Source organism: Rhizobium sp. 862_C5_N1_2 (assembly GCF_051811205.1).
Lineage (GTDB): Bacteria > Pseudomonadota > Alphaproteobacteria > Rhizobiales > Rhizobiaceae > Rhizobium > Rhizobium leguminosarum.
Window position 1 is genome coordinate 269,248 of sequence record NZ_JBPWPT010000001.1, and the last position, 14,342, is coordinate 283,589.

Sequence of the window (14,342 nt, forward strand, 5' to 3'; positions counted from 1 at the left end):
TAAAGGAAAGGCCGTTCAACAAGGTTCACAAACCTGCGTTGATTGTGTAGTTTCCGCCCAAATTTTAAAGGCGCGCGCTGCGCTGCCTATTCAACCCACAGGAAGAAAACACTTATATGCCTAAAGAAGAAGTCCTCGAATTCCCGGGAATCGTCACCGAACTTCTGCCGAATGCGACGTTCCGCGTGAAGCTCGAAAACGAACACGAGATCATCGCCCACACCGCCGGCCGCATGCGCAAGAACCGCATCCGCGTTCTCGCCGGCGACAAGGTGCTTGTGGAAATGACGCCCTATGATCTGACCAAGGGCCGGATTACCTACCGTTTCAAGTAAGTTCGCCCGAAGGTCCTGCAAGGGTTCTTGCTCCCGTCTGCCGATGGTCGAGGTTCCATGGCGCTGAAATACAAGCTCATTCTGGCCTCAGGCTCGCCCCGGCGCGTCGACCTGCTCAACCAGGCCGGTATCGAGCCCTCGCGCCTGATGCCGATGGATATCGACGAGGCGCCGAAGAAGGCGGAGCATCCGCGTTCGCTCGCCCGCAGGCTTTCGGCTGAGAAGGCGGAAGCTGCCCTTGCCGCCATCAAGGGCGATATCACCTGGAAGGGCAGCTATATCCTGTCTGCCGATACGGTGGTCGCCGTTGGCCGGCGCATTCTCGGCAAGGCTGAGTTCGCCGACGAGGCGTTGAGTTCGCTGCATCTCCTCTCGGGACGCAACCATATGGTCTACACCGGCGTTTGCCTGGTGACGCCGGATCGCAAGATCCGTCAGAAGATCGTCGAGACCAAGGTACGCTTCAAGCGTCTCTCTGGCTTCGAGATCGAGAACTACCTGGCCTCCGGCCAGTGGCGCGGCAAGGCAGGCGCCTACGGCATCCAGGGCCTCGCCGGCACCTTCGTGCAGAAGATGGTGGGCTCCTACACCAATGTCGTCGGCCTGCCGCTTTATGAAACCATTCTGCTTTTGACCGGCGAAGGCTTCGATGTGCATAGCCGGTGGCCCGAGGGCTGAGCCCGACGGCCGATGCTTAAAGTGCGTCACGATCGTTCAGATCCCTCGCGCTTTAAGGCTTTGTTTTTACGCATGTCGTTGTCGCAAAACCGCTGCACACTTTTACGCGACATGCTTTAGGACGGACAGATATGCCTGAAGAGAAGAAAGCGGCCGCCAAGGTCGAACCGCTGCGCAAGACGCGCCCTTGCCCCGAATGCGGCAAACCTTCCCACCGCGAACATTACCCCTTCTGCTGCAACCGCTGCCGCGAGGCCGACCTCTCCCGCTGGCTGACCGGCGCCTATGCCATTCCGGTTGCCGACGACGAGACCAAGGCCGATTATCCCGATGAGGAAAGCTAGTGCGTGGCGCACCAACGGTGCGCAGCGATTTGGGATAAAGACATGCATCGATCAAAGATCTAAAGCGGGTCATATGAATCCGCTTTGACGCGACGCTCGTCAGAGAATTCCGCCGGCGAAGCTCTTATTTTTCCTCATGAATCGGCAAAGCCGGCAAGACCGTCAAAAAAGAGTCATTTGACGCTTGCCATGGGCGAACAAGATGCTATAACCCCGCTCGCTTCCGGGGTGAACCAAGGCCCCGCGGTTCCTTTTCTGAAAGGGACCATCGGAGGCAGGTTAGCCCAGGTAGCTCAGTTGGTAGAGCAGCGGATTGAAAATCCGCGTGTCACTGGTTCGATTCCGGTCCTGGGCACCACTCATAAATCACTGCTTTTGCGCATGTTTTAGTTCCTTATGTTAATGTGGTCCGGCCGCGTCTAGACACTATTTTTGTCTTCTAGACGCTTTTCGTTTTCGTCTGTTCACCTCGACATCGAAATCGCTGACCGTCTCGCCATCTTCTTGGACGTGTCAGCCAGACGCGAATAGTGCTTGGCCATGGCCTCGGTCTTCTGCCCGAGCATCTCAGCGATCGTTGCGTAGTCCTTGCCCATCTCGCGTAGAATGGTTGCGACAGGTGTGTCTGAGGCCTCAGCCAGAACCAGGTTGACGGTGCGCCCTCGTCATCGCCAAGCCGTGGCCGGATGCCACGAAGCGATAGATAGCCGTTGATACCACGCGCTGCCGGGTTTCACCCCTCGCAGCTTTCCGTCCTTGCTGCGGCCGGTACGCTGGCGGAGGGCTGTGGAGATTGAGTGTGCCCTCCCGGCCCAATGTTGCATCCTTCTTTTAAACTCCGCCCAGGTCGGCGCCGGCCGGGTAGGGTCATCGAATGGAACCAACCCCGGTCATTGCCGTTATAAGCTAAGGAGTCCCACCATGAGCAACGCCCGTCAGGCGCGAACGAGATGGTGGTGGTCCCCGAGGAGAACACACATGGATCTCACAACCCTTCTCATAATCGTTGTGATACTTCTTTTGCTAGGCGGCGGCGGCTGGTACGGCCGAGGACGCTGGTATTAAACGACGGCCTACGTGGCACGCATCACTGGGTTGACGAGCGCTCCGGCTAACTGAGCGCGGCGGGATGGCGATGTCGTTCCAGTCAGTTTTTGCGTTCCATGGATTCCATTATCGATCCGCTATGCGCAGTCCAAGCCAGTAGGTTTGCTTCGGTGCGCGACGATTTATGCTGTCGATGCAAACTTCTAGCATCACCTGACCGTAGACGACGGCAACAGGTAGACCCCAGTCGCGTTGGTACAGGGCCTGAAGGCGGCCAACACAAACCCCTCTGTTTAGAGGTTAGTGTCGCCCTTTCGATGTCTTCGCCAGCATCTCGCTCAGTGTTGCCGCCGAGAGCATGGATTCGGCCAAAAGCTTCTTGAGCTTCTGGTTCTCTTCCTCCAAAGCTCTCAATCTTTTGGCATGGAGACCGACATTTCCGGACTGCAAGGATTGCCACCGATAAAAGGTCGGCTCGCTGATGCCGTACCTGTGGCAAACATCTGCCACCGTCACCCCGGCTTGGTGCTCCTTCAGAATACCGGTAATCTGGTTGTCGTCGAATTTTCTCTTGCCCATCACCGCCTCAGTCCTCGCGAAATGCTCTGTTGAAACTGTCGAGGAGTGGTCTGATGGCATAGAGCGCCACGCTGCTTTCGCCCGTTTCGATTAGTGTCTGTGCGGGCATGCCCGCGACCAGTTCGACATCTCTCATTTTCGCAAGCCGCTCGTCCGTTACACGGATCGTCGCGGCAAAGTAGGGCTGGCCGTTCTGCGTATCGATGAGACGGTCCGCTGAAACATACTCGACCCGGCCCTTCAGGAGTGGAACGCGCCGCTGATTGTATGGAAGGAGGTGAACCTGTGCCTCGAGCCCCGCATGGACGAGATTGATGTCTTCCGGCCTGACATGGGCAGACACGACAAGGCGATCGGCGCCTGGCAGAAGATCGACCAGTGGTTCACCCGCGCCGATCACCCCACCAGCGGTGTGGACGCGCAGGTTCATGATGGTTCCATCTTCGGGAGCGCGGATATAGGTCCTTGAAAGCTGGTCGTCGATCGCCCGCAAGCGCTCGCGCAGTTGCATGATCCGGCTTTCCGTCTCGCGCATGCCTTGTGCGACTTCGCTCAACCGGTCGCTCTCAAGCTTTGCGAGATCGGCCTGTGACCCGCTGATCACCTGGTAGGCGCGGGAGATCTGCGCCTCCACTTCACCCTGCTGGCCATCAAGGTCTGCCCTTTCCCGCTGGAGGTTGAGAAGCCTGCTTTTTGTTTCCAGCCCTTTGGCGTTAAGGGTCGTAACCTGATCCAGTTCCTGCCGAGAGATCGCGGCTCTGTCGGCCAGCGCCGCCTTCTGCGCGCCAAGTCCGACAATTTCCTGCCGCACCTGCGCGATTTTTTCATTGGCGATCTGAATTTCCGCCTGCATGACCCGGCGACGGGCTTCGAAAATTTTCTGTTGCCCAATCAGAATCGCGCCGACCAAGGGATATTTGGTCATTGCTGCCCTGAGATTCCCAGGATAGGCGACATGGTCGCCGCCCGTCTGCTCCGCAAGCAGGCGAGCGCGGCTTCCTTCGGCCTCCCAAAGTTGCCCTTGAATGCTGTCGCGCTCCGAGCGAGACTTCGTATCGTCGATCTCGATTACGATTTGCCCGGCCATGACAGCATCGCCGTTTTTGACGAGGATCCGCCGCACGATCCCGCCTTCCAGATGCTGAATGGTCTTGCGGCTGGATTCCGGTTCGATGACGCCCGATGCGACCGCAGCGCTTTTCAGCGGCGCCAGAACCGACCAGATCCCCAATCCGACGATGAAGACCAGGATCAACAGGTTGCCCGTCCAGACAACGCCTCTGAGCCCCGGCATGGGCGAGGAGGGCGCGGGTCCGCGTTGTTTCGCCTCGATCACCGGTAAATAGGCCGTCTGTTGCTTGGCCAACCGCCGACCCGTCCTTGGCGAATTTGAAAATTTCGCCGGCGTTGCGTCCAGTTGAACTAGGGTCATGGCGGCGTTTCTCCCTACGTTCCTGTTCGAGACGGTGGTTGAAGATAAGTTTCATAAATTCGCTCACTGTCGCCGACGGCAGCCACAGTCCCGTTACGCATGATGGCAATCTTGTTGGTGACTGGCAGGATCCCCATCCGGTGAGTTATGATCACGACGGTCATCCCCCTGGATTTCATGCGCTCGATTGCCGCAAACAGCATCCGTTCGCCGTCATAATCCAGGCTCGAATTCGGATCGTCGAGAACGATCAGAGACGGATTGCCATAGGCCGCCCGTGCCAGTCCCAGCTGTTGGCGCTGCGCTCGAAGGAGCAGGTTTCCACCTTCACCGATATCGGTCTCGTAGCCCTGGGGCAGCCGCATGATCGCGTCGTGCAACCCGACCAGCTTCGCGGCATCGATCGCTTTGCCGGGGTCTCCTCCGTCCAGCCGGCCGATCACATCCTTGATCGCTCCTCCGAAAAGTTCGATGTCTTGCGGCAGATATCCGACGTGGCGAGTCCCCCCGCAAAGGCGCAGAGCCGAGATATCTACCCCGCCGAGAAGAGCGCATCCGCTCGTTGCTTGCACAACGCCTGCTATGACGCGACCCAGTGTCGATTTCCCTGATCCCGACGGACCGATGAGCGCTATGCAATCGCCGGGCGCGAGGCGCAATGTGATGCCTGTCAATATCGGCCGATCGGCGAATGGCTTGATATAGCTGACGTTATCGAGAACGAGGCCGTTGGGTTCCGGTATCGGCACCATTCGGCCGTCGCGTTCCGATGCAACTGCTATCAGCATTCTGTTCAAGCGACGGAAGGCATTGCGCGCAAACGTAAAGGAGCGCCATGCACCTATTGCCCCCTCGATTGGTGCAAGCCCGCGCCCGAGCAGCAGGCTCGCAACGAAGATGATCCCGGGACTGCCGCTGTTTATGAGCACCAGCCATGTCGCCGATCCCATCATGAGGATCTGCGCGAGCGTGCGGATCGATTTGGAGAAACCAATAATGATCTCCGTGCGATGCATCGCGATGTCCTGCGCCCTTCTGGCCATTTCTGCATCGCGATAGACGATCTGCGCTGCGCCATCCTGCATGCCCATTGCCCTGATGACCTCGATGTTTTTGAGGGCGGTCGCAAATCTGAGATAGCTCATCGAAAGGGCAAGATTGGCGTGGGCAAGCGGCTCTCGCGTCGCCAGTTCCGTCAGGAACGCAAACAGCAGAAGTGCAACGGCGCTCAGAAGACCGATGGTCCCAAGCAGCGGATGAACGAGAAAGAGCAGGAGCAGGAAGACCGGCGCCCAGGGAACGTCAAAAAAAAGCGAGCTGGCCGGTGAATCGAGAAACTGGCGTAGTGCGGCCAGGTCCCTGTAGCACTCCGTGGCGGCTCCCGTATCGGCGCGAGTGGCATATTCGAATGATGCGGTGAGCACCAGGGGCCGCAGCCTGTGGTCCAGCCAGCTGCCGATGCGCGAAAGAGCTGCCCTGCGCACGATATCCAGCGTGGACCCGACCAGCACGGCGATGGCGATGATCATCGTCAGCATCAGGAGCGTGTCGGCGCTTCTGCTCGACAGGACCCTGTCATAGATCTGCAGAAGATAGATGGACGGCGCCAGAAGAAAGAGATTGTAGCCGCAGCTATAGAGGAAGACCAACCCGAAGGCTCCGGCACAGGCTCGGAGCGCGACAACGAGCTGTGTCTGCGGGCGCAATGGCTTTATGGAAATCGTTGTCATTATCAGCTCTCGCTGGATTTGATACTGACGAGAAAAGACTGCGTGCTGGTTCAGCAATTCAGGAGGGTCGCCAGCCGAAACCGGCGACCCTCGGAGTTTGAGTTCATGAGCCGAGATGGTCGACGTCGATATGGCCGAAGGCGTTTATGAAGTGATCGAGAGAATTGTTCACCGTCGTCGTTTCGGGATCCGAGTGAACCAATGCTGACGAGATGTCGCCGCCGAGAGCGTTGTTCCCATTACCGCCGTTGCCGCCGACGCCGGCGAGGATGGTGGCATGCTGATCGGCCACGAGCTGCGTATATTGTGTCGCGGTCGTAGCCGCATGCACGGAGGCCGTGTCGCCGCCGCTCGAGTTTCCTTGGCTGCCGTTGGAGTGGGAATCTCCCCCCGCGCCGCCGTCGCCGCTGTTCGTGACCTTCGCCAGGAAGCCGTTCTTGGCCTGAGCAAAGCCACCGTCTCCGCCACTGCCGGCGTCCCAACCTGCCTTCTGCCAAACGTGATCGCCATTGTGCAGATGGGTATCTGCCCCGTAGACCGTTTGCACGGGGTCTACATATGCAACCGGGTTGTAGTTGATGTTCCCATCGTTGTGGCCATCACCGCCGTTGCCGGCATTCGCGTCACCGGCATCCGGGTTGTTGAGATGAATCGTGTCAGATATCTGTGGAATAGGCATTGATGTCACTCCTTCTACTTCGTTTCGTCATCGTTACTTTTACGGCGTGGGTATCCAGCATGTCACCGCCAGCCAATACAACCGCAATCGAATAATGCATGCGATTTAATCTGTGAACTATCTAGATATTCGGTGATGTTCATTCGGATGTATACTTGCAGGCGACGGAATGTTATTTAGGATTAGTACGAAGTGATTTGCGGCCGGATGGCATGGTCATGATCATGTCTGCGACCTCGTCGAAGCAAAGCCGTTTTTCGGAGCAACGGCCACCCAAGCGAACCGGCTGCATTCCGGGGTTCTGATCAGGCTGCGCTTGGCGCAGGAGACCCCGCTTGGAGGTGAAACGCTTTCATGATCCGCCGCGAGAACGAGTGTGCAAGATGTAGGGCCTCTAACCCAAACGGGGATTGAGTGCTTGCAAACTCGCGCAACGGGCGCCGCGGCCATGACAGCCAAATGGCTACAGCACTAGCCGATGAGATGTAGACGAATTGCAGGCTCTGCTTTTCCGGCGTTCAGATGCACAATGCCTGAACAATTCAGGCTGCATAGCGCCGCACGCTCGGTGGCCGTGCGGTTGACCGCGAATGGAGACGGTAATGGCGGAAACTCGTTCCTCATCGGAAGACTTGCCCAAGGCGGGCACCGATCAACACCTCGTCTCCAACGTGGCCGCGGGGCACCTGGCGCTGATGCCGACCTGGCTTCCATTGGATGTCGCTTCCGGTCCAAGCTATAATTCCGCCGGCAGCGGTGGCGATGGAATAAGCGAAGGCGTGATCAGCAGCAATTCATTGGCCGTCTTCATGCCGTCCAATGCCGCTATTGCAGGACCTCATTCGGGTGCCGACGCTTTCCAAGGCAACGATGCGCTCATCAATCAGCATCCCACCGAAATGGCTGGGATAGGCGGGAATGGTGGAAGCGGCAATGTTGCCATCGGCAGCGGCGATGGCGTCAATCATGCCGGCACCGGCGGCAACGGGCTCTTCTACGGTGGACTGGTCAGCACCGAAGTCGCGCTGTTTGCCCCCGTCAATACCGCCGTGGCTGCAGGCCCTGGCGCGGAGGCTCACGCCGACCAATCGAACAACGCCCTGTTCCTGCAGGGCGCAACCCAGATCGGCGGCATGGGCGGCTCGGGCGGAGACCATAACGTAGCGGGCCATGGCCCGTCGATGGGCCCGGGAACTGCGCTCACATTGACCGGCGACTTTTATGCGGGTCATGGCGGCGATGGATATTTCGTCGGCAGCATGGTCGACGTCAGTATTGCCATCTTCTCACCGATCAACATCGCCGTGGGCGCCGCAGGCGGCTCTGCAGAGGCTCATCAGACAAACAATGTCATTTTCGATCAGGGCACTGTGCAGATCGCAGGCATCGGCGGCAATGGCGGTGGCTTTAACCTGTCGTCAGATACGATTTTTACCGGCAATCACGCGGGTGGCGGCGGTGGGGACGGATCGTCAACCGGCAGCATGGTCGATGTCAATTTCGGCTATTTCCATCCCATCAACATTGCCGTTCCCGCCGGCGGGACGGCGGACGCCCAGCAGATCGATCATGTTCTCTATGACCAACACGCGCTTCAGTTGGCCGGCATCGCGGGGCACGGCGGAGAGGGCAACCTCACAGACGCCCATTCGGCTCTCGTAAACGACATTCTGGACTTCATGCACAGCTAGCAGATGGACTCCACCTGTAGCAGAGGCTCAACTCCACGAAACCGTTCTTCGTGCGATCTTTCAAGCCATATTGTTTCCGCCGCCCGGCGTTCGCCTCCTTGGCCGCCATGGTACTGAACGGCGGGCTCACTGAGATGCTGAACCTTCCACCATGACCTCATCAGCATTGCCGCCGATTTCGGCCGCCAGGGGCCCTGACCCTGTCCGGCATCTGGCGGTGCCGGCGCAGTGCTGCCTGAGCGAAACAACTGGTATTAACGCGTCATTAGAGCGCCGTTTTACTAATCATAACGGGTAATCAGCGATCTCAGGCTTTTGTTTCTTTTCGCGGTTGTCATTTTGCTGCCGGGTCTGCGACTGTTTCGAATTGAGATATGGAAACAAAGCCCGGCCGATCGCAGTTCGTTCTATCCAATGGCTCTTTCCTAAATGGGTCTGTCGCAGATCGGTTGCATTTACAGTACCTTTGAAAGCTTTGTTGACCCCCTTGCCGTACGTGAATTCGGCGAAGGCTGGAAAGTCTGCAGCGACAAGTCGAACCAGCAAGCCTACACGAAAAATCTCTTAAACGTTCTCTGCAAGCCCAGTTATCTATCGATGAAATCTTATAGACTATAAGAATTATCATGAGAGATCAGACTATTGATATCTGAAATACACTCACTTTTTATCATGACATGTAGTGAGAACAGGAATAATATAATCAGCTGTTGCGTTGCAAATACTCTTGGGGAGCACGCAAGTGTCCGACACTGATAGAACTAGGCGCCGTACGGGGCGCAATGCACCAACTGTGATCATCGTTGAGCATTCTACATTGGCGCGCACCACCGTGGTGAAGCTTCTTGAGCGTGAACTCACCGGGTGGAACGTTATAGATCTGATCTCGACCGAGAGTCTCGATCGAGCTCTTGGAGCTGAGGTGCGTTTGATTGTATTAGGTCTGGCCGGCAGAGGTGTTGAGAGCACCAGCCTGCGGGATGATCTCGCGGCGATTGCGGCACGTTTTCCTGAGGCGCCTGTCACGTTGCTCTCAGGTACGGATGACGCCATCATAGCCCGTCAGGCGCTCAAGATGGGCATCCGCGGCCTTTTCTCGACTTCACTTCCCATTGACATTGCCCTTGCCGGTCTTCGCCTCGTCCTGGCAGGAGGAACATTTTTCCCGCAGCTATTGGGAACTGGTACAAACGACTCGAGCGAGCATAGTCCGGCCCGAAATGAGGCCGAAAAGAGCTTGGATGATAGGACGCAGTACTTGGCGTTTGCTGATTTCACTCCCCGGGAAGCGGATGTCCTCGCAGAGTTGCAATGCGGCTGTTCAAATAAGGTAATTGCAGGAAAACTCAATTTATCGGGGCATACGGTGAAGATGCATTTGCAACACATCATGCGCAAGTTGCAGGCGCAGAACCGCACTGAAGTGGTTGCCCGCTTGATTCAAAGAGCCGCCGGTGGGCCCGACGTCTCGCCGAGTTAGGCGGTGTCCAATTGCTGATTGCCATGTTGGCGTTCTGAGCAACGATCTTCGGCAGGGGCTGCATCAAAGCCTGTCAGCGGATATCCCATAATCTCGCATCAGGGTATTTGTCGCCCGCCCTACAGAAACTCAACGAGCCGCATTTCTTGTCCCCACACGGTCCATCGTCGGTTGCCTGTTAATAAAACGGTACCGCGTCCGTCTCGGTCGCCCACCGCTGCAGAGAGGATGGGGAGACGCAGGGCAGGCGCATGCTCATTTGCGGCGGAAGATCGGCACCAGGAACGGGCGGACCCATTCTCGAGGTCGGCGATCGCGGGCGGAGGTAGGTGCCGGAACCGCCTTGTTACGGATACCTGGCTGAAGACGGAAGGCAAGTATGTTGACGAAATCCCCGTGCTTGCGCTAACGTTAGCAAAAATGGAGATCCCAATGAAGATTGTACGCTACCAGTCAGCCGATGGAATTCACTACGGGGTCGAAAGCGAGGGCAGGATCGAGCGGATTACTGGCGATCCCTTCCAGGCAATCGAGCGAACCGGGCAGATGGATGATCTTTACGACGTCCGCCTACTATGCCCGGTAGAGCGGCCTCGCATATTTGGGGTCGCGTACAATTACCGGCAGCACACCGACGAGTCCGGAAAAGAGCAGCCGACGCTCCCGGTGCTGTTCATGAAGCCAAGCACGGCAGCCAGCGGCAACGGAGATGCCATTGAATATCCAAGTGATGGCGAAATCGTCCACTACGAGGCGGAACTGGTCGCCATCATAGGCAAAGGCGGACGCCACATTCGCAAGGAACATGCCTTGCAGCACGTCCTCGGCTACACATGTGGCAATGATATCAGTGACCGCATTATACAGCGGCAGGAAAGCAAGTTCGGTTGCCTGCTGGCGGGTAAGGGCTATGATACTTTTGCGCCGATGGGTCCGGCGATTACAACAGATCTCGATCCGACGAACCTTGACGTCATCCTTCGTCAAAACGGCACCGTCAAACAGGCGGGGAATACGCGAGACCTCGTCTACTCGGTTGCTGACATTGTTGCTTACTTGAGTCGCTTCATGACGCTGCTGGCCGGCGATGTGATCATGACCGGTACGCCTGCAGGTGTCGGTCCGATCGTTCCCGGCGACGATCTTGAGGTGGAAATCCCCGGTATCGGTGTTTTGAAGAATCCCGTGGTTCCTGCGCCGCATTAAGTAGTCACGAGCGGCGATTCTTCACAAACAGCTTTGCATTTACACGGCGAAAATTTCGGTTGACCTTAAGTTTTCGAGTGTTATTAATGCTAACGTTAGCATTTGGCCGAGGGCCGGTTTTGACCGTAGACCTTCGGGCAGGAAGATTTGCGAAGACAAGCTGAGGGCGGAGAAATGGCACGAGTAAAATATATCCCGAATACCGAACTGGCCGAGACGCAACCCACGCTCAATGAGCGCCTGCTGAAGGAGAGGAAGGTTCCGACCGGAAACATTTTCCTTGCGCTCGCCAATGCTCCAGCGATCCTCGACGACTTCTTGACCTACGCAAACGCGGTCCGGGCTGCTGACCTCAGCCCGAAGCTGCGTGAGATGGCGATCCTTACTGTCGGATACTGCACAAATTCCGAGTACGAGGTGAAGCATCACCATTCTCATGGCCTCAAGGCAGGCCTGACGGAAGAGCAGTTTCAAGCAATTCCGGACTTCGAGACCTCGAGCCTTTTTAACGAGCAGGAAAAGGCTGTGATGGCCTTTGCCAAGGACTCTACGCTGCACGTCGATGTTTCCGATGAAGTGTGGAACGGGATTGCAAAGTTCCTGTCGGAGAAGCAGCTTGTCGAACTCGCAATCAACGTCGCCTGGTACAATTCCGGTGTTCGTCTCATGGGCGCGTTGAAAATCGACCTTGAGGAAGGGTACCGGTGAGCAAGCGGGCGGCGTGGAAGCGGCGTCCGCCTCGGCTTGCCGCATAGTTTTGGCGGCGTCTCATCAAGATCATTCCAGAGCTTTCAGCGTCCGGCCCTGGGATATCGGATGAATCGCAGCCAATCAAAGAGAGGTGCACGTCGCCGGACGGGCGCCTCTCTCTGATTTGGCGGCTTGCTGCGGGAGATCGACATCCTGCCGGCGTTTCACGGAGCGCTCGTGCTGCCGCGAATGACCAACTGGGGCGGAGAGATGAAGCTGTAGGGCTTGCTTAGGTCGCCCTTGTTCTGAAGATGATGCAGGAACCAAAGCCCACAAGCCGTTGCCAACTCCGAAACAGGCAACTGGACTGTCGTAAGTCCCGGTCCCCACCACCGATACCCAAGTTCATCGCCAAACCCGATGACGGAAATGTCGCGGGGAACGCGCAAAGCCTGGTCCTGTATTTCATCAATGACTCCGGAAGTGTTTTGTACCGCACCGATCACAAGCGCCGTCGGTCGATCCTTTAAGGAAAGAAGGCGACGCACGGCCTCCCGTCCGAATTCGGGTGACGAAGGCGCGCCCAGTTCCTCATGAACGGTGATCGTCTGGCCGGAGCTCTTCACCGCATCCCGGAAACCCTGCACGCGGGCTGCGCCAGTGGGAAGCTCTTCCGTGCCGCCGATATAAGCGATCCGTTTGTGACCTTCATTGATGATATGTTCAGTGCTTTCGTAAAGCGCCCGTCTGTCATCAATCCCAAACCATTGTTCGCCGAGCAGCGGTGCCTTTCGCAGCAGTTGGATGTGAGGCGTCATCTTCAGGATTCGCGCAGAATCCGGATGAGGTTTTGCGCTCGGGACCAGAATGATCCCGGCGACGTTGACGCTTGTGAGTTCCTTGATGTGGCGAAGCTCGTGCATTCTGTCGTCATCGGTTTCACACAAGGTCAGCTGGTAATTCGCTGAAAGAAGGCACCGCGAGAGAGCATGGGCAATAGTTGAATAAAAGCTGTTCCGGATATCTGGGACGATCAGCCCAACGAGATTGCTCTGAACCCCACGCATCATGCGTGCGGAACGATTGGCAACGTACCCCGCTTGAGTTGCAGCTTCGTTCACCTTTCGCTTCATCTCGACGCTGATGCGTCGATCGTCGGCAAGAGCGCGACCTACGGTTGAAGGTGAAACTTGCAGTGTGGCGGCGATATCTTTAATTGTTACCATTGTGCTTGGCTCGAATGATCACTTTCGCCAACGATAGCATTGACGCCCCGGTTGTCAAACTCCGAAATCGCAAACGATTATGCCAAATCAACGTGCTCGAATTTTCGCCCCTGATGCATCGGTGCGATGATCAAGATGCGTTTATAAATTTCTATATTTTCAAACTGTTGATCTAAAAATTTTAGATATTTTACCTGGTGTCCCCGCACTCGCAGAAGGGTCCGCCAACGAATTAACCTGCGGAATGCTGTTGACACAGAGGCTTCGTTGTGGGACGAATATTTGTGCTAACGTTAGCGCAAATGGAGGAGGCATAACGTATGGATGGTCTGGTGCTCCTGGAACCGATCATCGTATCCACAGAAGGACGTGGATGCTGATGACCCTTGCTCTTTTCTTGCAATCCGCTGTTGGTGGCGTCTTGCTGGGTGGGATCTATGGCCTGCTGGCGATGGGTCTCAGCCTGAGCTGGGGCTTGTTGAAGCTGGTGAACCTCAGTCACTTCGCGCTGGCGTTCCTTGGCGCTTACCTGACCTATCAGTTTGGCACCGTATACGGAGTCCCGGCATATTTGAGCGTTCTGGTGATCGCGCCGCTGTTTTTCGTGCTCGGCGTTGCGCTGCACAGTGTGTTCGTACGCTTTCAGGTGAAGGAATTCGCGTCTCTCCTGGTGACGTTCGGCGTCACGATCCTGATCGAGTCGCTGATCCAATGGATCTGGTCGGCTGACTTCCTTCGTTATGAAACACCCTATGCCCAGACCACCATCCGGCTCGGTCCGATCTTTGTGCCCGTGCTGGATCTTTCCGCCTTTGTTTGCGCCGGGGTGCTTGCTGGAGCGGCGTGGTACGCGTTGAACAAGACCATGCTCGGAAAGGCGCTGCGTGCTGCCGCCCATGACGCCCCCGTAGCGTCAGCCTTCGGCATCAATTCTGCTCGCGTGTCATATATTCTGGCTGGCCTTTGCTCTGCGACAGCGGGTATCGCAGGTGTTTTTATCGCCCTGATCGGAACTTTGGCACCATCTCAAATCGAGGCCTGGATAGGGGTCGTATTTGCCGTCGCCATCATTGGAGGATTGGGCAGCCCCATCGGTGCACTGGGCGCCGGAATGCTGATTGGCGTGGCCGAAAGCCTTACCATGTCCGTTGTGAATCCCGCTTGGGCGCCGCTCGTAGCATTCAGCGTGCTCATCGTCATCCTCTTGCGCAAACCGGTGATTTGA

At 57.0% G+C, this 14,342-nt stretch carries 13 protein-coding genes and 1 tRNA gene; 9 read left to right on the forward strand and 5 right to left on the reverse strand.

Annotated features, from left to right (window positions below):
- The first annotated feature begins 116 nt into the window (after nt 1-116).
- The 4 genes from infA (at nt 117) to ACD590_RS01390 (ending at nt 1,715) form a co-directional block, all read left to right on the forward strand.
- Nucleotides 117-335: a translation initiation factor IF-1 gene (gene infA / locus ACD590_RS01375; RefSeq protein WP_003545338.1), complete on the forward strand. Its 219-nt coding sequence runs from the start codon at nt 117-119 to the stop codon at nt 333-335.
- A 57-nt stretch (nt 336-392) separates the two neighbouring features.
- The gene (locus ACD590_RS01380) at nt 393-1,013 is read left to right on the forward strand and encodes a Maf-like protein (RefSeq protein ID WP_439002004.1); all 621 of its coding nucleotides are present in this window, start codon (nt 393-395) and stop codon (nt 1,011-1,013) included.
- 131 nt (nt 1,014-1,144) lie between these two features.
- On the forward strand, nt 1,145-1,357 hold the full coding sequence (yacG, locus tag ACD590_RS01385; RefSeq protein ID WP_018244709.1) for a DNA gyrase inhibitor YacG: 213 nt from the start codon (nt 1,145-1,147) through the stop codon (nt 1,355-1,357).
- Between the two features lie 282 nt (nt 1,358-1,639).
- Nucleotides 1,640-1,715 (forward strand) — tRNA-Phe (locus ACD590_RS01390).
- A 989-nt stretch (nt 1,716-2,704) separates the two neighbouring features.
- Here the strand turns inward: ACD590_RS01390 and ACD590_RS01395 are convergent.
- The 4 genes from ACD590_RS01395 to ACD590_RS01410 all read right to left on the reverse strand — a co-directional run bounded on the left by ACD590_RS01395 (nt 2,705) and on the right by ACD590_RS01410 (nt 6,824).
- Entirely contained in the window at nt 2,705-2,983 is a 279-nt protein-coding gene (locus ACD590_RS01395; protein WP_018244711.1) for an IS3 family transposase, read from the reverse strand.
- A gap of 7 nt (nt 2,984-2,990) precedes the next feature.
- A complete protein-coding gene (locus ACD590_RS01400; protein ID WP_131704510.1) occupies nt 2,991-4,415 on the reverse strand; it encodes an HlyD family type I secretion periplasmic adaptor subunit in 1,425 nt (474 codons plus the stop codon).
- 14 nt (nt 4,416-4,429) lie between these two features.
- Nucleotides 4,430-6,145, reverse strand: a complete 1,716-nt coding sequence (locus ACD590_RS01405; protein ID WP_028731523.1) for a type I secretion system permease/ATPase — start codon at nt 6,143-6,145, stop codon at nt 4,430-4,432.
- Between the two features lie 103 nt (nt 6,146-6,248).
- Nucleotides 6,249-6,824: a PE-PGRS family protein gene (locus ACD590_RS01410; RefSeq protein ID WP_131607034.1), complete on the reverse strand. Its 576-nt coding sequence runs from the start codon at nt 6,822-6,824 to the stop codon at nt 6,249-6,251.
- A 602-nt stretch (nt 6,825-7,426) separates the two neighbouring features.
- Between ACD590_RS01410 and ACD590_RS01415 the strand changes: the two genes are divergently transcribed.
- The 4 genes from ACD590_RS01415 (at nt 7,427) to ACD590_RS01430 (ending at nt 11,909) form a co-directional block, all read left to right on the forward strand.
- The gene (locus tag ACD590_RS01415; RefSeq protein ID WP_439002005.1) at nt 7,427-8,515 is read left to right on the forward strand and encodes a hypothetical protein; all 1,089 of its coding nucleotides are present in this window, start codon (nt 7,427-7,429) and stop codon (nt 8,513-8,515) included.
- A 715-nt stretch (nt 8,516-9,230) separates the two neighbouring features.
- The gene (locus tag ACD590_RS01420) at nt 9,231-9,995 is read left to right on the forward strand and encodes a LuxR C-terminal-related transcriptional regulator (RefSeq protein WP_439002006.1); all 765 of its coding nucleotides are present in this window, start codon (nt 9,231-9,233) and stop codon (nt 9,993-9,995) included.
- Nucleotides 9,996-10,427: 432 nt separating this feature from the next.
- Nucleotides 10,428-11,201 carry a fumarylacetoacetate hydrolase family protein gene (locus tag ACD590_RS01425; RefSeq protein WP_130718745.1) on the forward strand — a complete coding sequence of 258 codons (774 nt, stop codon included), beginning with the start codon at nt 10,428-10,430 and terminating at the stop codon, nt 11,199-11,201.
- A gap of 174 nt (nt 11,202-11,375) precedes the next feature.
- Nucleotides 11,376-11,909 (forward strand): carboxymuconolactone decarboxylase family protein, encoded by a 534-nt coding sequence (locus tag ACD590_RS01430; RefSeq protein WP_018244718.1) that lies wholly within the window; start codon nt 11,376-11,378, stop codon nt 11,907-11,909.
- A gap of 206 nt (nt 11,910-12,115) precedes the next feature.
- Here ACD590_RS01430 and ACD590_RS01435 read toward each other — a convergent pair whose 3' ends face one another.
- Entirely contained in the window at nt 12,116-13,117 is a 1,002-nt protein-coding gene (locus tag ACD590_RS01435) for a LacI family DNA-binding transcriptional regulator (RefSeq protein WP_130728834.1), read from the reverse strand.
- A 373-nt stretch (nt 13,118-13,490) separates the two neighbouring features.
- Here ACD590_RS01435 and ACD590_RS01440 point away from each other — a divergent pair, with 373 nt between their 5' ends.
- Nucleotides 13,491-14,342, forward strand: a complete 852-nt coding sequence (locus tag ACD590_RS01440; RefSeq protein WP_439002007.1) for a branched-chain amino acid ABC transporter permease — start codon at nt 13,491-13,493, stop codon at nt 14,340-14,342.